Annotated in this window: 23 protein-coding genes; 14 read left to right on the forward strand and 9 right to left on the reverse strand. The window is 61.8% G+C overall.

Annotated elements, in window-relative coordinates:
• Window positions 1-32 precede the first annotated feature (32 nt).
• Window positions 33-926, forward strand: a complete 894-nt coding sequence (rarD, locus tag AB5Y70_RS00625; protein WP_043152937.1) for an EamA family transporter RarD — start codon at window positions 33-35, stop codon at window positions 924-926.
• Window positions 923-1,258: a GIY-YIG nuclease family protein gene (locus tag AB5Y70_RS00630; RefSeq protein WP_043152939.1), complete on the forward strand. Its 336-nt coding sequence runs from the start codon at window positions 923-925 to the stop codon at window positions 1,256-1,258. The genes rarD and AB5Y70_RS00630 overlap by 4 nt, the downstream gene beginning before the upstream one ends.
• A gap of 50 nt (window positions 1,259-1,308) precedes the next feature.
• Here AB5Y70_RS00630 and pspG read toward each other — a convergent pair whose 3' ends face one another.
• The 4 genes from pspG to AB5Y70_RS00650 form a co-directional block, all read right to left on the reverse strand.
• Window positions 1,309-1,527, reverse strand: a complete 219-nt coding sequence (pspG, locus tag AB5Y70_RS00635; RefSeq protein ID WP_010672797.1) for an envelope stress response protein PspG — start codon at window positions 1,525-1,527, stop codon at window positions 1,309-1,311.
• A 47-nt stretch (window positions 1,528-1,574) separates the two neighbouring features.
• Entirely contained in the window at window positions 1,575-1,781 is a 207-nt protein-coding gene (locus AB5Y70_RS00640) for a PspC domain-containing protein (protein ID WP_010672796.1), read from the reverse strand.
• 1 nt (window position 1,782) lies between these two features.
• Complete coding sequence (gene pspA, locus AB5Y70_RS00645) at window positions 1,783-2,445, reverse strand: phage shock protein PspA (RefSeq protein ID WP_010672795.1); 663 nt, start codon at window positions 2,443-2,445, stop codon at window positions 1,783-1,785.
• Window positions 2,446-2,651: 206 nt separating this feature from the next.
• The gene (locus AB5Y70_RS00650; RefSeq protein ID WP_039039739.1) at window positions 2,652-3,380 is read right to left on the reverse strand and encodes a 1-acylglycerol-3-phosphate O-acyltransferase; all 729 of its coding nucleotides are present in this window, start codon (window positions 3,378-3,380) and stop codon (window positions 2,652-2,654) included.
• Window positions 3,381-3,543: 163 nt separating this feature from the next.
• Between AB5Y70_RS00650 and AB5Y70_RS00655 the strand changes: the two genes are divergently transcribed.
• The 4 genes from AB5Y70_RS00655 to AB5Y70_RS00670 are packed head-to-tail and all read left to right on the forward strand — an operon-like array spanning window position 3,544 to window position 7,300.
• Window positions 3,544-3,924, forward strand: a complete 381-nt coding sequence (locus tag AB5Y70_RS00655; RefSeq protein ID WP_045523195.1) for a hypothetical protein — start codon at window positions 3,544-3,546, stop codon at window positions 3,922-3,924.
• A gap of 54 nt (window positions 3,925-3,978) precedes the next feature.
• A complete protein-coding gene (locus tag AB5Y70_RS00660) occupies window positions 3,979-6,021 on the forward strand; it encodes a protein-disulfide reductase DsbD family protein (RefSeq protein WP_368175898.1) in 2,043 nt (680 codons plus the stop codon).
• A 10-nt stretch (window positions 6,022-6,031) separates the two neighbouring features.
• Window positions 6,032-6,772 carry a DsbA family protein gene (locus AB5Y70_RS00665; protein WP_200164331.1) on the forward strand — a complete coding sequence of 247 codons (741 nt, stop codon included), beginning with the start codon at window positions 6,032-6,034 and terminating at the stop codon, window positions 6,770-6,772.
• A 3-nt stretch (window positions 6,773-6,775) separates the two neighbouring features.
• Window positions 6,776-7,300 carry a protein disulfide oxidoreductase gene (locus AB5Y70_RS00670; RefSeq protein WP_042014965.1) on the forward strand — a complete coding sequence of 175 codons (525 nt, stop codon included), beginning with the start codon at window positions 6,776-6,778 and terminating at the stop codon, window positions 7,298-7,300.
• A gap of 76 nt (window positions 7,301-7,376) precedes the next feature.
• Here AB5Y70_RS00670 and AB5Y70_RS00675 read toward each other — a convergent pair whose 3' ends face one another.
• Window positions 7,377-7,787 carry an EF-hand domain-containing protein gene (locus AB5Y70_RS00675; protein WP_041212307.1) on the reverse strand — a complete coding sequence of 137 codons (411 nt, stop codon included), beginning with the start codon at window positions 7,785-7,787 and terminating at the stop codon, window positions 7,377-7,379.
• Window positions 7,788-8,054: 267 nt separating this feature from the next.
• Between AB5Y70_RS00675 and AB5Y70_RS00680 the strand changes: the two genes are divergently transcribed.
• From AB5Y70_RS00680 to AB5Y70_RS00695, 4 genes are read left to right on the forward strand one after another with little or no spacing between them, the layout of a single operon-like run.
• On the forward strand, window positions 8,055-8,339 hold the full coding sequence (locus AB5Y70_RS00680; RefSeq protein WP_024943298.1) for a DnaJ domain-containing protein: 285 nt from the start codon (window positions 8,055-8,057) through the stop codon (window positions 8,337-8,339).
• Between the two features lie 23 nt (window positions 8,340-8,362).
• A complete protein-coding gene (locus tag AB5Y70_RS00685) occupies window positions 8,363-8,905 on the forward strand; it encodes a hypothetical protein (RefSeq protein ID WP_223919972.1) in 543 nt (180 codons plus the stop codon).
• A gap of 12 nt (window positions 8,906-8,917) precedes the next feature.
• Window positions 8,918-9,685 (forward strand): hypothetical protein, encoded by a 768-nt coding sequence (locus AB5Y70_RS00690; RefSeq protein WP_200164329.1) that lies wholly within the window; start codon window positions 8,918-8,920, stop codon window positions 9,683-9,685.
• A gap of 11 nt (window positions 9,686-9,696) precedes the next feature.
• On the forward strand, window positions 9,697-10,599 hold the full coding sequence (locus AB5Y70_RS00695) for a hypothetical protein (protein ID WP_043152952.1): 903 nt from the start codon (window positions 9,697-9,699) through the stop codon (window positions 10,597-10,599).
• An 85-nt stretch (window positions 10,600-10,684) separates the two neighbouring features.
• On the opposite strand, the gene AB5Y70_RS00700 is transcribed toward AB5Y70_RS00695, so the two are convergent.
• The gene (locus tag AB5Y70_RS00700) at window positions 10,685-11,008 is read right to left on the reverse strand and encodes a hypothetical protein (RefSeq protein WP_049636123.1); all 324 of its coding nucleotides are present in this window, start codon (window positions 11,006-11,008) and stop codon (window positions 10,685-10,687) included.
• Between the two features lie 246 nt (window positions 11,009-11,254).
• On the opposite strand from AB5Y70_RS00700, the gene AB5Y70_RS00705 reads away from it, so the two are divergent.
• The 4 genes from AB5Y70_RS00705 to AB5Y70_RS00720 all read left to right on the forward strand — a co-directional run bounded on the left by AB5Y70_RS00705 (window position 11,255) and on the right by AB5Y70_RS00720 (window position 14,640).
• A complete protein-coding gene (locus tag AB5Y70_RS00705) occupies window positions 11,255-11,506 on the forward strand; it encodes a hypothetical protein (RefSeq protein ID WP_039039818.1) in 252 nt (83 codons plus the stop codon).
• A gap of 148 nt (window positions 11,507-11,654) precedes the next feature.
• Complete coding sequence (locus AB5Y70_RS00710) at window positions 11,655-12,029, forward strand: hypothetical protein (RefSeq protein ID WP_043152954.1); 375 nt, start codon at window positions 11,655-11,657, stop codon at window positions 12,027-12,029.
• A gap of 109 nt (window positions 12,030-12,138) precedes the next feature.
• Window positions 12,139-12,930 carry a CPBP family intramembrane glutamic endopeptidase gene (locus tag AB5Y70_RS00715; protein WP_368175899.1) on the forward strand — a complete coding sequence of 264 codons (792 nt, stop codon included), beginning with the start codon at window positions 12,139-12,141 and terminating at the stop codon, window positions 12,928-12,930.
• 330 nt (window positions 12,931-13,260) lie between these two features.
• Window positions 13,261-14,640: a hypothetical protein gene (locus AB5Y70_RS00720; RefSeq protein ID WP_368175900.1), complete on the forward strand. Its 1,380-nt coding sequence runs from the start codon at window positions 13,261-13,263 to the stop codon at window positions 14,638-14,640.
• 62 nt (window positions 14,641-14,702) lie between these two features.
• Here AB5Y70_RS00720 and parC read toward each other — a convergent pair whose 3' ends face one another.
• The 3 genes from parC to AB5Y70_RS00735 all read right to left on the reverse strand — a co-directional run bounded on the left by parC (window position 14,703) and on the right by AB5Y70_RS00735 (window position 21,275).
• Entirely contained in the window at window positions 14,703-16,997 is a 2,295-nt protein-coding gene (gene parC / locus AB5Y70_RS00725) for a DNA topoisomerase IV subunit A (RefSeq protein WP_043153981.1), read from the reverse strand.
• A gap of 250 nt (window positions 16,998-17,247) precedes the next feature.
• A complete protein-coding gene (parE, locus tag AB5Y70_RS00730; protein ID WP_042015440.1) occupies window positions 17,248-19,158 on the reverse strand; it encodes a DNA topoisomerase IV subunit B in 1,911 nt (636 codons plus the stop codon).
• A gap of 113 nt (window positions 19,159-19,271) precedes the next feature.
• Window positions 19,272-21,275 (reverse strand): FUSC family protein, encoded by a 2,004-nt coding sequence (locus AB5Y70_RS00735; protein ID WP_043153984.1) that lies wholly within the window; start codon window positions 21,273-21,275, stop codon window positions 19,272-19,274.
• Window position 21,276: the final 1 nt, after the last annotated feature.

The following is a 21,276-nucleotide window of genomic DNA, read 5'->3' on the forward strand; positions in this document are numbered from 1 at the left end:
CCGCCATTGTTTAGTTTAATAAACGGAGAGAGATGAAGAACTGGATGGGCACCGGCAGCGCGGCCCTCTCATTCGTGCTGTGGGGCATGCTGCCCCTCTATTACCAGTTCATGCCCGAGATCAACATGTGGGAACTGCTTTCCCACCGGGTGCTCTGGTCCGTGGTGCTGCTGGGAGGCCTGCTTCTGCTCCTCGGCCAGCGGGTGCCCTGGGGGGCCCTGCGCGGCGATCCCCGGCAGCTCGGCCTCGTGCTGCTGGCGGGCCCCGTGATGTCCATCAGCTGGTGCATGTTCACCTGGTGCCTGACCACGGGCCAGGTGCTGGCCACCAGCCTCGCCTTCTTCATGACCCCGCTCTTCAACATCGCTTTTGCGGTGCTCTTCCTCAAAGAGAAGCTCACCCCGCAAAAACACCTGGCGGTGGCGCTCGCCCTGGCGGGGCTCGCCTACATGCTCTTCTCCTACGGCCAACTGCCCTGGTTCTCCCTCGTGATGGGGGCCAACTTCGCCCTCTACGGCCTCATTAAGAAGAAGGTGAGACTGGACGCCGGTACCAGCCTCTATCTGGAGTCCCTGGTGCAGTTGCCCATCGCCCTTCTCATCATCGGCTGGCTGACCTTGCAGGGCACCAGCCAGTTTATGGCCGGTGACTGGACCGAGCGACTGCTGCTGATGGGCAGCGCCCCCGCCACCCTGCTGCCGGTGGGGCTGTTCTGCTATGCAGTGGCGCGCACGCCCATGAGCACGGTGGGGCTGTTGCAATACATAGAGCCGAGCCTCGCCTTCCTGCTCGCCCTCTTCTGGTTTGGCGAGATCCCGGATCCGGTGAAATCCGTGGGCTTTGCCTTCGTCTGGGCCGGCCTGCTGGTGAGCCTGCTGCCCCTGCACCGGCTTGGGCGCCAGCGGGCCAGGTGGCGCACCTCGTGACCCTCGCCACCACCACTCCCTCCCGCTGGTTTGTCTATCTGGTGCGCACCGGCACCGGGGCACTCTATGCGGGGATCAGCACGGATCCCGAGCGGCGACTGCGTCAGCACCAGAGCGGCAAGGGGGCCAGAGCCCTGCGCGGCAAGGGGCCCCTCTCCCTGGTATGGCAGCAGGAGGTCCCCAGCAAACGCGAGGCGCTGCGCCTCGAGTACCGCCTCAAGCAGCAGAGCAAGGCGTTCAAGGAGCGCCTGGTACACGAGCCGGCGCTGTGGCACGGCTGGAGCCTTTCCTGGCTTGCCAACCCGCACACCGACCCTGTGTCGCCCCCATAAAAAGGGCCACTGCAAGCAGTGGCCAAGGAAGGATGCGAAATCAGGGAGGCTTAACGGTAGGTGTTCGACTGCTTGCGCCTGTTGCTGAGGAGCCAGCACACCACCAGCACCACCAGCAACCAGGGCGCCAGCTTGATGATGAGGGCAAACATGCCGGCCAGGGCGCCAAACAGCACGAAGACCCCGCTCACCAGCAGCATGGCCAGCACGGTGAATCCGGTCAGCGCCATGCCGATCAGCACCAGGATCAAGACGATAAATTCCAGCATGTTGTGCTCCTCACGGGCTTGCACTTGCCGACGGGGCGATCCGGAGATCACCCCAGCCAGCGTTGAAGTTCACGGCGGGGAGGCATGACGAGCACCCCCACCAGATAGAGCGCCAGGGCCAGCGGCGGCATCAGGATCAGGGCGAGCAGGGCCACCACCCGCACCGTCACTCTGGACACCCCCAGCCCTCTGGCAAGACCGGCGCAGACCCCGGTCAGCTTGCGATGGGCGAGATCCTTGGGCCAGGGTGTCATGTTATGCCTCCACCTTCTGACCCTTGAGCCGGGCCAGTTCCCGCTCAATCTCGTCGTTCAGCTCCAGCTCGCGGAACTGGGCCTCGAGGGACGGATTCTGCCCCAGGGTCGCCGCCTCCAGCTGGGCCTCCAGCTGATCGACACGGTTCTGGAAGCCGTCGAAGCGGGCCACCAGCTCGTGCATGCGCTGGTTGTCCACCTGGGCACGGGCGCGGATGCGGCTGTGGGCGGTCTGTTCGCGCAGGGTCAGCATCTTCTGCTTCTCCCGCGCCTCGGTCAGCTTGGCCGCCAGTCGCTCGCTGTCGGCGGTGAGCTGGGCCAGCACTTCGGCCACCCGCGCCTTGTCCTCTTCCAGCCGCTCGCACTGCTTCATCTCCGCCAGCTTCTCGGTGAGGGCGGCACGGGCCAGATCTTCGCGGCCCTTCTGGATGGCGAGTTCGGCCTTGGCTGCCCACTCCTGGATCTGGTTGCGCAGCGCCTGCTGATGGCGCTCCAACTGTTTCTGTTCGGCGATGACGCGGGCGGCCTGGGTTCTCATCTCGACCTGGACCTGCTCCATCTCCTCGATCATCAGCCGCAGCATCTTCTCCGGCTCTTCGCTCTTGTCGAGCAGGCTGTGCAGGTTGGCATTGATCACGTCGGTCAGGCGGCTGAATACGCTCATGGTCTGGCTCCTTGTTGATGGGGTGTCACTCTCTTCCCATGACATTACAAGAGCCGTGCCAGAATATTTTTTCCTTTATTTACAATTAGATGAAAGTTAACGATGGATGTCCATTGGATACAATGTGGTGAAAAAAACCAACAAGATGGTGATTTTCACCAATAAAAAAGGGAGCCAGCGGCTCCCTCTCTTCTCTGCAACCGGGCTCAGGCCGCCGGCCGATGGCCAAGCTTGCCATCCAGCTCCGCCAGCTTGGCTTCCATCTTCTCCCGGCAGGTGTCGGAGAGCTCGCGGATGCCAGCGGCGCCGTGCTCCTTGCTGCACACCGGGGCCATCACTTCCAGCAGCACCTCGCCGTTGTCCCAGCGGTTGAGATCGACCTGACCGAAGTAGCTGGAGCAGACGATGGGCACCACGGGCACCTCGGCCTGGACGGCAGTGTGGAAGGCCCCCGCCTTGAACGGCAGCAGACCGCGCCCCTGGGAGCGGGTCCCCTCCGGGAACATCCAGATGGAGGTGCCGCGATGCTTGATGCGATCCACCACCTGGCCGATGGTGCCGATGGCGCGGGAGCGGTTGGAGCGGTCGATCAGCACGTTGCCGGAGAGCCAGAAGATGAGGCCGAAGAAGGGGAGCCACAGCAGGCTCTTCTTGCCCACCGCCACCACGCCGGGCTGCACGGCGCCGGTCACGGTGAAGATGTCGTAGTTGCTCTGGTGATTGCAGACATAGACCGCAGGCCCCACCGATTTGACCTCGTCGGCCACCGTCACCCGGACCTTGAGGCCGATCAGCGGGCAGACCGCATGATACATGCGGGCGAAGACATAGACGTTGTTCGGGTGGCGCGGGCGCACCAGACAAAGCAACAGGCCGAACAGGAACCAGAATACGAGCAGCAGTGCCAGCAGCAGCACACGGGCAAGTTTGAGCATCGAACACCTCGGAATTTGACTCGGCGCAGTATACTGGTCCCCCTTTTAGCGAACAAGCGTTCGCCAGACAGAACCGACCAGCCCCGGACGCCACCGGCCACCCCGGCTTGCCCCACCCGCCATTGCCCGCTAGGATGTGGCCATCTTGATGAACGGGGCGAGCATGATTTTGCAACAACGCGCGGCGACACGACTCCTGCTGCTGGTCTGCCTGCTGGTGCTCAATTGCGCGGCCCAGCCGCTGGCCCGGCTGGCCCTGCTCGATCACGCCGTGAGTTGCCAGACCCAGCCCCAGTTCGCCTCGGCCGACGACCAGGCCGACAAGAGCACGCCCGCCAGTGTGCAGCCCAATAGCTGCCAGCTCAACGGCAAGTGGCTGAGCGCCGCCAGTCTGCTGTGCGTGGAGCAACTCTTCTTCGCCATCGCCTTCGTGATTGCCCTGCTGGTGCCCCTGTCACGGCGCGCACCGGCACTGCCTCCCCCCATCAATGTCTCGCCGCCGGAGCGGCGACTGCACCTCACCCTCTGCGTCTGGCGGGAATGAGTTCAGCCGCGCTTTTTCAGCCTGCTGTCACTCATTTTTTGCGAGACCCAACACATGTCGAATCTCTTCAAGGCGGCCCTGCTACTGGGCAGCCTGCTGTGGCAATCCAGCGGATTGGCCAGCGATACGGGGTGGCTCACCCGCCCCCAGAACAGTCACGCCAAGGTCAGGCTACAAGCCGACCGCAGCGTCCCGGATCAGACCCGCATCCTGCTCGATGTCCAGCTGGCGTCAGGCTGGAAGACCTACTGGCACAGCCCGGGTGAAGGGGGCATAGCGCCCCAGATCCTGTGGGATGAGCCGGTCGGCGACTTCCAGTGGCACTGGCCCACGCCGCGCCCCTTCGAGGTGGCCGGGCTCAGCACCCAGGGCTATCAGGAGCAGGTACGCTTCCCCCTGAGCCTGGGCTACCCGGCCGGGCAGCCGCTCAAGGGCACCTTGCGCCTCTCCACCTGCAGCAATGTCTGCATCCTGACCGACTACCCCTTCACCCTGGCGGCGGATGGGCAGGCGCCGACCGGTTTCGACTTCGCCTGGGCCCGGGCCATGAGCACCCTGCCACAGACGCTGCCCGCCGACACCCGGGTCGAGCTCGGCTACCAGCACAACCAGCTGCAACTGCGGGCCGAGCGGGCAGAAGGCTGGCAGGAACCTGCGCTCTTCATCGATGCGCTGGAGGGGGCCGAGTTCGGCAAGCCCGCGCTCGAGGTAAGCGGCACCACCCTGATCGCCCGGGTGCCGGTCAGCGACGGCTGGCAGGGGGATGCCCCTGACTTGCGCGGCCAATCCCTCGGCCTGCTGCTCACCAATGGCGAGCAGGCCTGGCAGACCCGCGCCACCATCGCCGATCCCCTCGCCCTGCCGGCCCCGGGGCAGCCACTTCTCTGGCTGCTGGGGGCGGCACTGCTCGGCGGTCTCATCCTCAACCTGATGCCCTGCGTGCTGCCGGTGCTGGCCCTGAAACTCGGCACCGTGTTGCAGCAGCAAGAGAGCGAACAAGGAGGCGTGCGCAAACAGTTCCTCGCCGCCAGCGCCGGGATAATCACCTCCTTCTGGGTGCTGGCGGCCATGAGCAGCCTGCTGCGCGCCACACAAGGGGCGGTCGGCTGGGGGATCCAGTTCCAGGGCGCCGGTTTCATCGGCTTCATGGTGCTGGTCACCCTGCTGTTTTGCGCCAACCTGCTGGGCTTGTTCGAGATAAGGTTGCCCAGCGATCTCAACACTCGCCTCGCCACCCGCGGCGGCGAGGGGCTCGGCGGTCACTTCCTGCAGGGGAGCTTCGCCACCCTGCTGGCCACTCCCTGCTCGGCCCCCTTCCTCGGCACCGCGGTGGCCTTTGCCCTGGCGGCGCCGCTCGGCCAGCTCTGGCTCATCTTCACGGCCCTCGGCATTGGCATGAGCCTGCCCTGGCTGCTGGTGGCGGCCCTGCCGCGCCTCGCCCTCTGGCTGCCCAAACCGGGGCGCTGGATGGGGCAACTGCGCATCCTGCTCGGGCTGATGATGCTGGGCTCCAGCCTCTGGCTGGCGAGCCTGCTTGGCAACCATCTGGGCACCACGGCCACCGGCTGGCTGATGGCCGCCATGGTGCTGGCGCTGCTGATGGGCATCCTCTGGCGTTATGGTCTGCGCGGTTTCACCCTGGCCCTCTCCCTCTCGGCACTCATCGGCGGCGCCCTGCTGCTGGGGGGCGCCCTCACGGTGAAAGGGAGTGGCAGCGTCGATCGCATCGCCTGGCAGCCCCTCTCCGAGCAGGCCATCGCCGACGCCCTGGCCCAGAACAAGCGGGTCTTCGTGGATGTGACCGCCGACTGGTGCGTCACCTGCAAGGCCAACAAATACAACGTGCTGCTGCGTGACGAGGTGCAGCGCGCCCTGTCGGCCCCGGACGTGTTAGCCCTTCGCGGCGACTGGAGCCGGCCGAGCGATGCCATCTCCGCCTTCCTGCGCCAGCGTGGCGCCGCCGCCGTTCCCTTCAACCAGATCTACGGGCCCGGCCTGCCGGAAGGGGAGGTCCTCTCTCCCCTGCTGGACAAGGCCGACTTGCTCGACAGCTTGCACAAGGCCGGCCTCGTTCAGGCCGATGCCACCCATTTCTAAGGAGAATGCCATGAGACTGCGAACCCTGACCCTCTGCACTGCCCTGGTCGCCGCCACCCTGAGCACCCCCACGCTGCACGCCGCCCCCTTCACCCCGGAGCAGGAGGCCCGCATCAAGGAGCTCATTCGCGAGACCCTGATCGCCAACCCCGGGATCCTCGACGAGGCAGCCGAATCCTGGGAGAAACAGAACGCCGCGACCCAGCAGGCCCAGATGGGTGACTTCATCAAGGGCAACCAGGATGTGCTGTTCAACAGCCCCACCAGCCCGCGCCTCGGCGCCAAGCATCCCAAGCTGACCCTGGTGCTGTTCACCGACTACAACTGCCCCTACTGCAAGCAGTTCGACCCGGCGGTCGCCAAGCTGCTCGCGGCCTATCCGGACGATCTGGGGCTGGTGATCAAGCTGCTGCCGTTCAAGGGGCAGACCTCCGCCAAGGCGGCCCAGTACAGCCTGACCCTGTGGCAACAGGATCCTGCCCGCTTCCTCCCCCTGCACGACAAGCTCATGAGCAAGCAGGGGATGCTGACCGAGACGGACATCAACAAGGCGCTGGCCGCCACCGACAACCTGACCCTCAAGCCCGCAGGCAAGGCCACCGAAGAGCTGCGCAACAGCCTGCGCATCGGCACCCTGCTCGGCGTGCAAGGCACCCCGGCGACCCTTATCGGCAACCAGCTGGTGCCGGGTGCCATTCCCTATGACGAGCTGGAGCAGCTGGTCAAAGCCGAGCTGGCCAAGCGGAGCTAAGCCATGGCCGAGGATGCAGGCATAAAGGCCCCCCGCTGGCGCCGCTGGGGCAAGGAGGCGCTCTGGCTGCTGCTGATGGCGCTCGTCATCACCACCCTGGTGGATCTGTGGCGCAGCCCCACGCTGCCGGCGGGGGCCATGGAGGCCCCCTTCACCCTGCAGGACGGCACCACCACCACGCTGGCCGAGCAGAGCCGCGGCAAGCCCCTGCTGGTCTACTACTGGGCCAGCTGGTGCGGGGTGTGCCGCTTCACCACTCCCACGGTGGAGCAGCTCTGGCAGGAGGGCGAAAATGTGCTGACGGTGGCCCTGCGCTCCGGCAGCGATGAGCCGTTGCGCGCCGGGATGGCGAAGAAGGGGCTGACCTTCCCCACCCACAACGACGAGTCCGGGGATCTGGCCGCCCGCTGGCAGGTGGGGGTGACACCAACCTTCCTCGTCATCAAGGATGGGGCTCTGGTGAGCAGCACCACCGGCTGGAGCAGCGCCTGGGGGCTCAGGTTGCGGCTGCTCTGGGCAAGCTGGTAGTCCCCTTCATGCCAGAGATGCAAAGAGCCCGGTATCGCTACCGGGCTCTTTTTCATCAGAGGGCTGACAACCCGTCCTATTGGGCGGCCTCCATCGCCCGCTTCTCCAGATTGGCCTTGATGTCGAGACGCTCAGACTCTCCGATCACCCCGTCACCGTTCTTGTCCAGGCGAGAGAAGAGCGCCTCCTGCCGCGCCATGAACTGGGCCCTGGTGGTCTCCCGCGACGGCTTGAGCTGGCTCATCCGCTCCGGGACCGGCTTGCCAGCCTGTTGCATCACACCAGCCAGCTTTGCCAGGTTGGCCTCTTTCTCGGCAACCGACAGCACGCCGTCACCGTTTTTGTCTTGCAGGGCAAAGCGCTGGGCGGCGCGCTCCATGAACTGGGCCCTGGTGACATCCCCCATCAGCGGCGAGACGGGCAATATGTCGCTGGCAGAGGCGGCACTGCCTGCCAGCGCGAGCACGAAAAACGCGGACTTGACCATGGCGATGACTCCTTGTGACGGCAGAATCCGGATGGTTCGGACAAGAGGGGGTCGGGCAACGCCGGGGCCTGCCGCCCCCCTCTGCCAGTGTAGCCCCGCCGCCATCTCGCACCGCCCGCTCTTTTCGTACAGAAAGACCGCACTTTCATGGCAGAGGCGCCGGCTTTCCGTTAAAATCTCCGGTTTTTGCCGAGCCTGGTTTGCCGACGTTGCGCCACCAGGTCGACACAGGATGAATTCCACCATGCCAGTGAGGCAGGATCCGTCATGAACAACTACTTCCGGGTGCTGGGCGTCAAGTCCAACGCCAGTGAAAACGACATCAAAAAAGCCTATCGACGGCTGTCGAACCAGTACCACCCCGACAAGCTGCACGGGGCGAGCGAAGAAGAGAAAGAGCAGGCAGCCGCCCGGCTGCACCAGGTAAAGCAGGCTTATGAAGTGCTGTCCGATCCGAAACAGCGGGCCGCCTTTATCAAGGATTTCAACAACGTCATCGTGACCGATCCCGCTGCTGCCATGCAGGAGATGTGGGACCAGTTCTACCCCTGAGCCACCAGGCAAGAAGAGCGACTATGCAAAAAAAATGGGACCAGGCACGGCTCAAGGCCCTGCAAAGCGATGCCAGCGAGAACATCGAATCCTACCGGGATCAGGACGACCCCAAGGGTCTCGAGCAGTTCACCGACCAGATGAAGACCCTGCTGCTGGCCGACATGAGCATGCTGGAGTTCATGCCCGAATACCTGCCGCTTGCCCTCTATGGCCGGGTGCAGTTCCCGCCCAAGGCCAAGTCGCAGTGGAACAAGTGGCTCGCCAGCGGCGAGCAGCCCTCCTGGGACGAGTTCAAGGTGAGCGTCGGTTTCAACAACGCCATCCTGCCGCTGGTCAAGGCGGTGCGGGCCCAGAGCGAAGATCAGCTGATGGAAGCCTGCGCCGTGCTGTTCTTGCTCGACAACCCGCTGCCGCGCGGCAGCCACCGCGGTGATGACGACTATGAGCTGCGGGACGAAGAAGAGGAAGACGGGGAAGATGCCGACGCCGACTACCACGGCGGCAGTGACCGCTATGGTGATGACGACGGCGATCAGGATATGTACGACGAAGTCCGTTTCTAATTGGGGCAAGGCATGAGCAACAGTCTGATAGAAATTACCGCCATCGAGATCAAAGAGCTGGCCGTCATCGAGCCGAAGCAGGCCAGCGAGAAGTTCGAGCTGATCGCCAAGACCATGTCTGACGACCAGTTGGCAGAAGTGATTGAAAATATTGATATCGTTACCCTGACCCAGATCAACGGCCAGCACGACATCTCCTTCCCCTCCATCATCTCCGAGCTGATGACCCCGGAGCGGATCCGCGACATCGTCTGCCAGCAGCCCCTCTACTGGGAAGAGGCGATCAAGAACAACGCCGACGAACTGCAACAGCACACCTTCGACTTCCTCAACTACCTGATCCGCACCCAGGAGAGCGAGACCAAGCAGCGGGAGATCCTCGAGTGCGTGGCCGAGGATCCGGCCGGCCTCTTCTACCTCGCCATCCCCTTTATCGAGTTTTATCGCGGCGATCGCTATGAAGAGGACGAGGGCTATCGCGACGTGCTGCACGCCGAAGAGGAAGATCTCGAAGAGTCCCTGCGCTACAGCGAGCGCCAGCAGGCCGAAGACAGCCACGACTATGCGCTGGACGACCCGCGCAGCCTCTTGATGCTCATTCGCGAGCTGGCCCCCGAGGTGGAAAAATCCATCAAGTCGCTGCTGCGCAACGAGCACTCCACCTGGGACGGCATCATCAACAAGTTTGCCGCCGAGCTGGTGATGCAGGCCAAAGAGAAGAACAAGGTCGAGGAAGACGAGTACGGTGACGTCGACGACATGTTCAGCTTTCTGGATTAAGGAGCCCATTCATGCAGTTAGTCATTCGCGATGCCAACCAGGGCCCCTTTCTGACCCAGGTGCTGCGCTTTGGCCGCGACAATGAACGTTTGACCGAGCAACAGCTCGCCGCCATCAAGGGCAAGGCGGTGCTGATGAGCCTCAAATTCGCCGACAAGTACTACAACAAGTACAAGATGCACCTGCTGGAGCAGGCGGCCCACGACGTCATCGGCGTGGTGAGCCTCGGTCTGCAGGAGCTATCCCAACGGGATCCGGCCAAGGCCCTGGCCCTGTTGCAGGCACCGGAAGGCCCCATCAAGCCGTTCCAGAAGGGCTGGTCCATGCTCATCACTGTCAGCCCCAAGCAGGCTGGCAACAGCCTCTACGGTGACGTGGATGCGCGGCTCTTGGACAAGATCTCCAGCCCCCCCGATGTGGAGGAGTGGCAAGGGTGGCAGGAGTACGAGAAGGCGCTGACCGAGCACAACAAGAGCCGCCTGATGGAGCTCATCGACCAGCACTTCTTCGCCTGCGAGAGCGACCACCCCACCATGGAGGACAAGCTGGCCGAAGCGCTGCTCTACCGCATCCTCTGCGGCAAGGGCAGTGGCGCCGCCCCCCTCAAGGTGAAGCAGGATCTCAAGCGCAAGCTGGCGCGGGAGATTGAGCTCGACGAGCGCTGGTACGACACCGACTACCTCGCCGCCCAGCTCACCCTGATGCTGAGCGCGTTGCCCGCCGACATGGCCACCGCCCTGCGTCAGGAGCTGAGCCCGGGCTTTGTGCCCAACCTCCTCCACACCCTCGGCTTTGTGCGCCAGTACCAGCAGTTGCAAAAAGAGGACGCCTCGCCGGAGAAGCTCGACAACATGGAGATGCGCGCCGGGATCCGCCACCCCCTGCTCGGCTGGCCCCTCTACCACGACTTCTGATGACGGGCTTTCCCCTTCACGCTGTTCCAACGCCCGGCTTGCCGGGCGTTGTCATTTTTGCAGCTCGCAGATGGCGGCGCCGACCCTATCTGGCAATGGTCCACATGGCGCTCTGCATCCCGGTCTCCCGAAAATCGATCACCACGGGATAGACGTTGTCACAGCCCGTCACCGTCCAGCGCTCCTGCCAGTGGCGACTGCCCGGCTCCCCCTCGGGAAGTTGCAACACCACGGGCACGAAGCGCTCCGGCGCGTCACACCCCTTGGTGGCCACCCAGGATGCGACCCCCACCATGGCATCCCTGATCAGCTGCTGATTGGCCAGGGTACCTTCCTGCACGGGTTCACTCGGACTGGCCTCGGCCTGGCACACCAGTGGAAAAAGCAACAGCAGGGCACAGGGTCTCATCGCACCTCCAGAGGGGTCAGTCAAAAAGTGGTTCGTTCGGGGCTTTCATCATGACCCGAAACGGCGCCAGACAGAAGAGGCCACCAGGGGGAAAGCAGGCGCAGGATCCGGGGTGCGGTGGCGTGCACGCAAGGCGGACTACCTCCTAAGCGTCATTGGCCCACATTTTGTCAAGGATATAATGACTCCCCCATACAAGCCGCCGGGGAACGAGCCGTGAGCAGAAAGCCGGACCGCATGACAGCCATGCAGCAGATCATCGACGCCGTGAAGGCGGAATTTCCGCTCTATCAACCGGATACCTTCAAATGCGGGCCGGACAACACCTGCATCGGCTGCCCCAAGAAGCTGATGGAGCTGGTGGATACGGACCTCTGCTACTGGCAATATCAGATCGATCGCGGCATCCCGCCCAGCTTCGACGAGCTCAACCGCTTCGGCAAGATGTGCAAAAATATCCGCCGGGCCCTGGTGCGCAATGGCCGCATTCCCGCCTGACGAGAAGCAATATGCTGCCTTCATCGGTTTTTTATGATGGTTTTATCCACCAGAATGAATCACCACCTTATTTAATGGCTAAGCACACCTTGTTCACCGCCTATCGTGCTGATGGCCGACGCAGGTTCATTGCCCCAAGGAGCACAATATGACTCAGGAAAGCATCCAGACCCGCTACACGCTGGATCCCGCCCTTGCCAGCGCCACCGAACTGGAGCAGGTCATCGCCCGGGCCATCGAGGCCAACAAGCAGGACTTCTTCCCCCTGCTGGAGCGGCTGGTGGATGTGGGTGACAGCCGGGTCAAGCTCAGCCAGAAGGATCCCCTGCGGGTGCTGGGGGTGGAACTCGACGAGGCTCGCACCGGCGGCACTGCCCGCCTCGGCTACGAATCCAACTTTTCCGAGAGCTGCCGCCTTATCGACGAATACGACCAGCACCAGACCAGCGTGGCCTTCACCCTCGACGGGGATCAGCTCGTTTTCGATCTTGAGCTGCCCATCGAGTGGAACTTCGACAACTGATTGGCGGCGTTGCCATTCCCCTGGCGTGTTGTACCCAGCGGCGCCCCTTTCCCCCCTTTCTGGTGTAGGGTTGTCTGCACAGCAACGGATAGACATCCCGAGGATCACCATGGGTGAGCATCAACCTACAGCAATGCCGGTATTGAATGACAGTGAGCGCCTCGGGCTCGAGCGCAAGAGCGCCGGGGATTTCCCCCTCTATCGCCAGGATCCTCACACCCCGTCTGCCCGTGGCTGGGCTCTCATCCTGCTGGGGGTCATCCTGGGGTTTGCGGCACTCTCCGCCCCCATCGACTTTTTCAAGACCACCTCAGGGGGCTTTGTGCCCGCCCTCCTGTTTCCTCTCATTCCTCTGGCCGTGCTCGCCATGGTGGCGGGAACAGGGTGGCGCTCACTGTTTCGAACGCCGACGCGGCGGGATTGTCTCTTGATGCTGGCGATTACCGGCATCAACATACTGGTCTCAATCGCCGTTGCCATGGCCATGCAGCACCTGTTCCAGCTGAATGCAAACCCGGTCAACGCCATGCTGGCAGAGGCGTCCAATACGGCGCGCATCCTCTTTTATCTCAAGACGGCGCCCCAGCTCTTCGGCGAGGAGGTGATCTCCATCCTGCCTTTTCTGGCCATCCTCTGGTGTTGTCACCAGAAGCTCGGCCTGCCCCGCAAGTCCGCCATCCTCATCGCCTGGCTATCGACGGCTCTAATCTTCGGAGCCCTGCACCTGCCCACTTATGACTGGAATTTTCTGCAATGTTTTCTGGTGATCGGCACGGCCCGCATCGTGCTGCTCAGTGGCTACATCATCACCAAAAACATCTGGGTATCGACCGGCTCACACATCATCAATGACTGGCTGCTGTTTAGCCTGATGCTGCTTGGCAGCCACACAGGCACCTGATGCACGCAATACACAGGCTGGCCATGGATAGAGAGAGCCGTAGGCGTGCCCGCAGCATGGCGGCAGCCTGTTTTCGCGAACGTCTGATGACGCTTCGCTAATCAGACCTACGGCCCTACCGGTAAATACCATCACACAACCACGTTGGTAAAAACTGGCTCGAATCACAATAAATAGCGATCCAGTTCTGTTAAGCTGCTTGTTGTATGGATTTTTTAAATTGTTGGGCTTCGTTAAACGCAGCTAATCTGTCTGACGAACTATATAGTTTCGCTTTCATTATTTGGCTTCATATAGTTCCAGAACCGTTTCATTTATTAAGGACAATGAATGCACATTAAAATTTCAGCATTGATAACGTCGCTTGGAAATTTATCAACCTCTATATCTCAATGCAATCTACCAGACCAAACTTTTGATACAAAATATGGTTGGAATTACCTTCACATTCCCCCTGTAGATATAACAAACACAATTTCAAACATAATAAAGAGGCTCAATCAATATGCAGCATCAGAAATTCCAGAAGGATTAAGTAAAACAATTGGAGAACTAACGGAAAGTATAAACAAACAGACTGACGATGTTACATCATACCTTCTGGATGATGCAGGAAGAATTTCCGCCATAGTTCCATCGATTTTATTTCTCTTACAGATAGTAAATAACGAAATCGAAACTGAATTATTTTCATGGGATAGCATAAACAGTAATAAACTCGTCCCTAAAAACCTTAAAAACAGACTTAGAGCCTTAGATTCACAGCTTAATGACCTAAATAGCGACTGTAGTGAAATTGACGTTAAGGTTAAAACTATAAATAGTGCTTATGAAGCTGCAGAATCATTACCGGCTGTAATTCAAGATCTGAATGATGCCAGAGAAAAACTAACATCCACAATAAAAGAAACTAGAGATGACATTAATAAATATAAAAATGAGATAAGTGAAATCAAAGCATATATTGGCGTGGCTCAATCAGAGTCTATATCCATGCGTGATAAAATAAAAACATTATTAGCAAACACTAATGCTTATGCCCAAAGTGCATCTAGCCTAGTTGAACAGTGTGATGATGCATTACAGATAACAACAACTCAGGGGCTTGCTGCTGGTTTCGATCAAAAAGCAAAGGAGCTTCAAAAATCTATCTGGGTTTGGATTATTGGTCTTTTAGTTGCCCTTGCTTTTGGCATTGGCATCGGCTCAAGTCGAGTTGCTGATTTTACAGAGGCATTAAAGGGCGATTTAACGGCTGGTCAAGCGATATTACATACTATTATTTCGATATTCTCTATTGGCGGTCCACTGTGGCTTGCTTGGATTTCAACACAACAAATCAACCACAGATTTAAATTATCAGAAGATTACTCTTATAAAGCAACTGTTGCAAAAGCATTTACTGGCTTTAGGAAAATATCCGAAGACTTCAATCAAGAAACAAGCGAGCGACTTTTCAACTCTACATTAGATCGTTTTGATGAGATGCCACTGAGATTGGTGTCAGGAAAAGACTACAATAGTCCATGGCATGAATTCATAGATTCAGAAGCTTTTAAAAAAGCTATCGACATGGTTCCATCCCTTGCAAAAGAGGCTGGCCGTTTCGCTGAAAGCACCAAGCTAAACAAGAAAATACCTACACCTAAAACTGATGACGGAATAGTGAAAGAGAAGACTGTAGAGAAATCAGCTGCCAACGAAGAATAATATCTACCATTTATTTAAGCGCTCATTAATAAGAAGGGCGCTTTCGCGCCCTTCTTTATTAATTACCCTTCCTGATTTTCCCCGGCTACCGGTTCTGCGCCGGCGACGGGTTCAATCTCGATGCGATCCACCCGCTGCAAGCCACGGGGCAGCTTGGCGCCACGTCGGCCGCGCTCGCCACGGTAGTAGTCAAGGTCAGACGGTTTGAGGGTGAGCTTGCGCTTGCCGGCAAACAGGGTGACCGACTGGCCCTGCGGGATAATGGCCGCCATCACCATAAACTCCTCCCGCGCCTTGACCCGCGCCGACGGGATGCTGATGAGCTTGTTGCCCTTGCCCTTGCCGAGTACCGGCAGGGTATTGAGCGGGAACAGCAGCATGCGACCCTCGTTGGAGATGGCCATGCAGAGATCCGTGTCCGGCGCGCCTATCCTCTGGGGCGCCATCACCAAGCCCCCTTCCGGCACGGTCAGCAGCGCCTTGCCGTTCTTGTTCTTGGCCGTCAGGTCATCGTATTGGCAGACGAAGCCGTAACCGGCGTCGGAGCAAACGAGGTACGGCTCGCCCTCGTTACCCATCACCAGATGGCGCACCTCTTCACCGGCCCCCAGCGCGAAGCGACCGGTGAGCGGCTCGCCCTGACTGCGGGCAGAGGGCAGGGTGTGGGCCTCCAGCGAGTAGGTTCTCCCCAGGGTGGAGAGGAACACCGCCTGCTGGTTGCTGCGGCCATGGGCGTGGGCCAGATAACCGTCCCCCGCCTTGTAGGAGAGGCCCTCCACGTCCACGTCGTGGCCCTTGGCGGCGCGCACCCACCCCTTGTCGGAGAGGATCACGGTCACCGGCTCGCTCGGGGTGAGCTCCTTCTCGGTCAGGGCCACGGCGGTGGCGCGCTCCACCAGCGGGGTGCGGCGATCGTCGCCGTACTTCTCGGCATCCGCCAGGATCTCTTTCTTGAGCAATGTGCTGAGACGGCGCTCGGAACCCAGGATCAGTTCCAGCTTGTCGCGCTCTTCCGCCAGTTCATTCTGCTCGGCACGCAGCTTGAACTCTTCGAGCTTGGCCAGGTGGCGCAGTTTGAGCTCGAGGATCGCCTCGGCCTGGGTCTCGCTGATATTGAAACGCTCCATCATCACCCGGCCCGGCTCCTCCTCGGTGCGGATGATCTCGATCACCTCGTCGATGTTGAGGTAGGCAATGAGCAAGCCTTCGAGGATGTGCAGGCGAGCCAGCACCTTGTCGAGGCGATACTGCAGGCGGCGGCGCACCGTCTCGCGGCGAAAACTCAGCCACTCGGTGAGGATGGTCTTGAGGTCTTTCACCTGGGGCCGGTTGTCCAGACCCAGGATGTTGAGGTTGACCCGGTAGTTCTTCTCCAAGTCCGTGGTGGCGAACAGGTGGGCCATCAGCCCCTCCACGTCCACCCGGTTGGAGCGCGGCACGATCACCAGACGGGTCGGGTTCTCGTGGTCCGATTCATCCCGCAGATCGGTCACCATCGGCAGCTTCTTGGCCACCATCTGGGCGGCAATCTGCTCCATGATCTTGGCGCCGGAGGCCTGATGAGGCAGCGCCGTGATGACGATGTCGCCATCTTCCTCGCTCCACACCGCCCGCTGCTTGATGGAGCCCTTGCCGGTCTCGTAGATTTTGCGGATGTCGTCGCGCGGCGTGATGATCTCGGCATTGGTCGGGTAATCCGGCCCCTGCACATGGGCCATCAGATCGTTCAAACCGGCGTTGGGATTATCCAGCAGCTCCACACAGGCGTGGGCCACTTCCCGCGCGTTGTGGGGCGGGATGTCGGTCGCCATGCCCACCGCGATACCGGTCACCCCGTTGAGCAGGATGTGGGGCAGGCGGGCGGGCAGCACCACGGGCTCTTTCATGGTGCCGTCGAAGTTCGGCGTCCACTCCACCGTGCCCTGGCCGAGCTCGGAGAGCAGCAGCTCGGAGAAGCGTGACAGGCGCGCCTCGGTATAACGCATGGCGGCGAAGGATTTGGGATCGTCCGGCGCCCCCCAGTTGCCCTGACCGTCCACCAGCGGGTAGCGGTAGGAGAAGGGCTGGGCCATCAGCACCATGGCTTCGTAACAGGCGCTGTCGCCGTGGGGGTGATATTTACCCAGCACGTCACCCACGGTACGGGCGGATTTCTTGTGCTTGGAGAGGGCCGACAGACCCAGCTCGCTCATGGCGTAGATGATGCGCCGCTGCACGGGCTTGAGGCCGTCGCCGATATGCGGCAGGGCCCGATCCATGATGACGTACATGGAGTAGTTCAAGTAAGCCTGTTCGGTAAAGGTGCGCATTGGCTGGCGCTCGACCCCGTCCAGACTGAGCTCGATGGCATCACTCATGTGATTTTCTCTTTCGGTTCGGGAGCTGGTTGGCGCTCTACTTCATCCAACAGACTGAGCTCGATAGCATCACTCATAAGGTTGTTCTCTTGCTATGGCACGCCCTCAGAGGGCGCGCCGGAAATGCGGGTCGGCAGGGGGCCGACGGTGAATCACAAGACCCCCTCCCAACCTCCCCCTCCATGAGGGGGAGGAGAGGCTTGGCCCCCTCCCCTTGCGAAGGGGAGGGCCGGGGTACTTGCGACTCGCTTTAGATGATGGCGAGGTTGCCCTTCTCTTCCAGCCATTCGCGGCGATCACCGGCGCGCTTCTTGGCCAGCAGCATGTCCATCAGTTGCAGGGTCTCGTCCCCATCTTCCCCTTCTGCCCCTCCTTCCGCGCCCATGGTGAGCTGCACCAGGCGGCGGGTGTTGGGATCCATGGTGGTTTCCCGCAACTGCTTGGGGTTCATCTCACCCAGCCCCTTGAATCGGGTCACCATCACCTTGCCCTTCTTCTTCTCGGCTTCGACCCGTTGCAGCACGCCGTTCTTCTCGTCCTCGTCGAGGGCGTAGAAGACCTCCTTGCCGATGTCGATACGATAGAGGGGCGGCATGGCCACATAGACATGGCCCTTCTCCACCAGCGTGCGGAAGTGCTTCACAAAGAGGGCGCAGAGCAGGGTGGCGATGTGCAGACCGTCCGAGTCCGCATCCGCGAGGATGCACACCTTGCCGTAGCGCAGGCCACTGAGGTCGTCGGAATCCGGGTCGAGCCCGATCGCCACCGAGATGTCGTGTACTTCTTGCGAGGCGAGCACCTGACCGGCCTCCACCTCCCAGGTGTTCAGGATCTTGCCGCGAAGCGGCATGATGGCCTGGAATTCGCGATCCCGCGCCTGCTTGGCACTGCCGCCCGCGGAGTCACCCTCCACCAGGAAGAGCTCCCCCTGCATGGGGTCGGCGCAGCCGCAGTCGGTCAGCTTGCCGGGCAGGGCCGGGCCTTGGGTTATCTTCTTGCGCACTACCGTCTTGGCGGCGCGCATCCGGCGCTGGGCGCTCGAGATGCAGAGCTCCGCCAGCTGTTCGGCCAGCTCGGTGTTGCTGTTCAAGTAAAGGCTGAAGGCATCCTTCACCACGCCGGAGACGAACGCCGAGCTCTGGCGGGACGACAGACGCTCCTTGGTCTGGCCGGCAAACTGCGGGTCCTGCATCTTGATGGAGAGGATGTAGGCGCAGCGATCCCAGATGTCTTCCGGGGTCAGCTTGACCCCGCGGGGCAAGAGGTTGCGGAACTCGCAGAACTCGCGCATGGCGTCGAGCAGCCCCTGGCGCAGGCCGTTGACATGGGTGCCACCGAGCGCGGTGGGAATGAGGTTCACATAGGATTCGGCGAGGCACTCGCCCCCTTCCGGCAACCAGCACAGGGCCCAGTCCACCGCCGACTGCTCGGAGCTGAAAGAGCCGACGAAGGGCTGCTCCGGCAGGCAGGTGAACTGCTTGACCGCATCGATGAGGTAATCCTTGAGGCCGTCTTCGTAGCACCACTCCAGCTTGATGCCGGTGTTCTTGTCGAGGAACTTGATGGTGAGGCCCGGGCAGAGCACGGCTTTCGCTTTGAGCAGGTGCTCCAGCTTGGAGACCGAGAAGCGCGGCGAATCGAAGTAGCGCGCCTCTGGCCAGAAGCGCACCCGGGTGCCAGTGTTGCGGCGTCCGCAGGTGCCGGTGATGGTCAGATCAGACACCTTGTCGCCCCGCTCGAAGGCGATGTCATAGACCTGGCCGTCCCGGCGCACCGTCACCTCGACCCGATCGGAGAGGGCGTTCACCACGGAGATCCCCACCCCGTGCAAGCCGCCGGAGAACTGGTAGTTCTTGTTGGAGAACTTGCCCCCCGCGTGCAGCTTGCAGAGGATCAGCTCCACGCCGGAGACCCCTTCCTCCGGGTGGATGTCCACCGGCATGCCGCGACCGTCGTCGATCACCTCGAGGGACTGATCCTCGTGCAGGATCACCTCCAGATTGCGGGCGTGACCCGCCAGCGCCTCGTCGACGCTGTTGTCGATGACCTCCTGGCCGAGGTGATTGGGCCGGGTGGTGTCGGTGTACATGCCGGGGCGGCGACGCACCGGTTCAAGGCCATTGAGGACCTCAATGGCATCCGCATTGTATTGAGTGGACATGGAGGGCCTTGCGAATTGACGTTTGGGGGGAATCTTACTCGCTGGGAGGGCCCGGGACAAATGGGGCGCTCGCAAAGGGTGATCCAGAGGGGCTCCGGCCTCCCCGCCCGGGATCAGGCGGGTTCCCCGGGCAGGGCCTGCACAAGCTGGGAGAGGGAGCAGTGGAGTCGCCACACCAGCCCCGCCAGAGCCCGGGCCGCCGGGTCTGCATGTTCCCCCAGCCCCTGGCTGATGCGGTCCAGCTCCGCCAGGGTGCGCCCCAGGGTCTCGTGCTGCACGCCCCCTTCGGTCAGAATGCCTTTCAGGCAGCGCAGACAGCCGTCCCGCACCAGATAGAGGGCCGGATCCCGGCTGCGCCAAAGCCTGAGCTGCCAGACGATATGGCTGCAATTGAGCAGCACCACGCCCCAGCGCAGCACCCAGAGCCGGGCCCCCTGATCCTGACTCTGGCTGAGCTGGCTCACCGCGTGATAGACCCGGGATTCAAACTCCCCCTCGCTCTGATGCGGGGCCGGGGCCAGCTGGTCCACGAAATCCCGCCGCAGACGATGCATCAGGCGGCGGCTCTTGCGCCGATCCGAGCTGGGCCTCAGGAGCTGGAACGCCAGTCCGGCACTCATCACCCCCAATGCCTGCGCGAGGCTGCTGTTGACGAAGGCGAGGTAGTCGTAGCTCGGCGGATTGGTGATGGCGAGGAAGGAGCCGAGCAGCACGATGAGCTGGCCCCAGAGCGCCGCCCCCTGGGGTCGCTGCAATTTCAGCAGTTGCAGGGTGATGAGAGCGGGGAACAGCAGGGCGCAGAAGATCCAGAAGTCGTCGATGCGGATCATCAGCCCGAACTTGACCCCGAAGCAGATAAAGCTGAGCAGCACGATGGCCTTGAGCATGGTCTGGGCCCCCTTCGCCGGGGCCGGGGTGGCGGAATAGAGCACGCAGCAGATGGCGAGCAGGGTCAGGGCCGCAGCGCCCGCATCCCACTGGCTGTGGATCCAGAAGGTGCAGCCCAGCATCACGCAGAGGAAGGTACGCCCCCCGTTGTAGGCCGCCTCCAGGCCGTCGGTGTGGCTGGTCAGAGAGCTGTGGCGCGGCGGCGCCGGCCACTCCTGGCCATCGTGGCGGGCCAGCCTTTCCAGCCAGCGCTGACACTCCAGGTAGCTCCAGCAGAAGTGGCGCAGCCGCAGCCAGAAGGCCTGACAGCGATAATCATCCCCCGAACGGGCCACGAAGGGCGCCATCAGGCGGGCAATGCGCAGCTTGTCGCAGCCCCCCTGTCCCAGCTCCCGCAGCACGGCGGCCAGCATGGGGGCCGGGTCGACGGCGTCCTCTGGCCAGTGTTGCAGCATGCGGCGCAGCCCCGAGATGAGGCTGACCATCCTCAGCTGGCGATGGAGCAGATAGTTCAGCAACTGGTTGTGGCGGCGCAGGCGGTGGTGGCTCCAGACTGCCTGGATGCGCAGCACGTTCAGGGTGAGGATCTGACCGATCACCCCCTCGTGGGCGGTGCGCACATCGGCGCCCGTCTCCCCGAGCCAGAGCAGCTGGGCATGTTCCAGCAGCCGGGTCTGGCTCTTGCCAAGGGAGTCCAGCAGGGTCTCGCCATCGGAGAAACTCGGCAGGATCATCATCATCAGGCCGCCGCAGAGGATGCCGACGATCACCTCGCTCACCCGGGCCTGGGCGATGTCGAAGATATGTTGCGGGTCGGTCAGGTTGACGCAGGAGAAGGCGATGATGGCGGCGGTATAGCCCGCCAGGGCGAAACCGTAGGAGACGTTGTTCTGATGGTGGTTGGAGATGTAGGTGCAACCCCCCAGCCAGAGGGCGATAAGCAGGCTGAAGAGCCAGGGATCACCGATGCCAAGGCCGGTGATCATCACCGCCGCCATGGCGCCGATGAGGCTGCCCACCACCCGCCCCAGGCTCTTGCTGATGACGCCCCCCACGGTGGGAAAGCTCACCACGGCGGCGGAGGTCATGGCCCAGTAGGGAGAGTCGAGTTGCAGCACGAACGCCAGCCAGAGCGACAGGCACATGGCCAGGGCATTGCGCAGGGCGTAGCGCCACTGGCCGCCGTTGGCCTTGCCCCAGGGGGTCTGGCGCCAGAGCGAGGGGATCACT

The sequence above is a fragment of the Aeromonas sp. s1(2024) genome (assembly GCF_040908005.1).
GTDB lineage: Bacteria > Pseudomonadota > Gammaproteobacteria > Enterobacterales > Aeromonadaceae > Aeromonas > Aeromonas caviae.

Excerpts from the sequence above, each read along its gene's own strand:
- rarD (WP_043152937.1), top strand. The coding sequence starts at position 33 with ATGAAGAACTGGATGGGCACCGGCAGCGCGGCCCTCTCATTCGTGCTG.
- pspG (WP_010672797.1), bottom strand. The coding sequence starts at position 1,527 with ATGCTGGAATTTATCGTCTTGATCCTGGTGCTGATCGGCATGGCGCTG.
- AB5Y70_RS00640 (WP_010672796.1), bottom strand. The coding sequence starts at position 1,781 with ATGACACCCTGGCCCAAGGATCTCGCCCATCGCAAGCTGACCGGGGTC.
- pspA (WP_010672795.1), bottom strand. The coding sequence starts at position 2,445 with ATGAGCGTATTCAGCCGCCTGACCGACGTGATCAATGCCAACCTGCAC.
- AB5Y70_RS00650 (WP_039039739.1), bottom strand. The coding sequence starts at position 3,380 with ATGCTCAAACTTGCCCGTGTGCTGCTGCTGGCACTGCTGCTCGTATTC.
- AB5Y70_RS00655 (WP_045523195.1), top strand. The coding sequence starts at position 3,544 with ATGATTTTGCAACAACGCGCGGCGACACGACTCCTGCTGCTGGTCTGC.
- AB5Y70_RS00660 (WP_368175898.1), top strand. The coding sequence starts at position 3,979 with ATGTCGAATCTCTTCAAGGCGGCCCTGCTACTGGGCAGCCTGCTGTGG.
- AB5Y70_RS00665 (WP_200164331.1), top strand. The coding sequence starts at position 6,032 with ATGAGACTGCGAACCCTGACCCTCTGCACTGCCCTGGTCGCCGCCACC.
- AB5Y70_RS00670 (WP_042014965.1), top strand. The coding sequence starts at position 6,776 with ATGGCCGAGGATGCAGGCATAAAGGCCCCCCGCTGGCGCCGCTGGGGC.
- AB5Y70_RS00675 (WP_041212307.1), bottom strand. The coding sequence starts at position 7,787 with ATGGTCAAGTCCGCGTTTTTCGTGCTCGCGCTGGCAGGCAGTGCCGCC.
- AB5Y70_RS00680 (WP_024943298.1), top strand. The coding sequence starts at position 8,055 with ATGAACAACTACTTCCGGGTGCTGGGCGTCAAGTCCAACGCCAGTGAA.
- AB5Y70_RS00685 (WP_223919972.1), top strand. The coding sequence starts at position 8,363 with ATGCAAAAAAAATGGGACCAGGCACGGCTCAAGGCCCTGCAAAGCGAT.
- AB5Y70_RS00690 (WP_200164329.1), top strand. The coding sequence starts at position 8,918 with ATGAGCAACAGTCTGATAGAAATTACCGCCATCGAGATCAAAGAGCTG.
- AB5Y70_RS00695 (WP_043152952.1), top strand. The coding sequence starts at position 9,697 with ATGCAGTTAGTCATTCGCGATGCCAACCAGGGCCCCTTTCTGACCCAG.
- AB5Y70_RS00700 (WP_049636123.1), bottom strand. The coding sequence starts at position 11,008 with ATGAGACCCTGTGCCCTGCTGTTGCTTTTTCCACTGGTGTGCCAGGCC.
- AB5Y70_RS00705 (WP_039039818.1), top strand. The coding sequence starts at position 11,255 with ATGCAGCAGATCATCGACGCCGTGAAGGCGGAATTTCCGCTCTATCAA.
- AB5Y70_RS00710 (WP_043152954.1), top strand. The coding sequence starts at position 11,655 with ATGACTCAGGAAAGCATCCAGACCCGCTACACGCTGGATCCCGCCCTT.
- AB5Y70_RS00715 (WP_368175899.1), top strand. The coding sequence starts at position 12,139 with ATGGGTGAGCATCAACCTACAGCAATGCCGGTATTGAATGACAGTGAG.
- AB5Y70_RS00720 (WP_368175900.1), top strand. The coding sequence starts at position 13,261 with ATGCACATTAAAATTTCAGCATTGATAACGTCGCTTGGAAATTTATCA.
- parC (WP_043153981.1), bottom strand. The coding sequence starts at position 16,997 with ATGAGTGATGCCATCGAGCTCAGTCTGGACGGGGTCGAGCGCCAGCCA.
- parE (WP_042015440.1), bottom strand. The coding sequence starts at position 19,158 with ATGTCCACTCAATACAATGCGGATGCCATTGAGGTCCTCAATGGCCTT.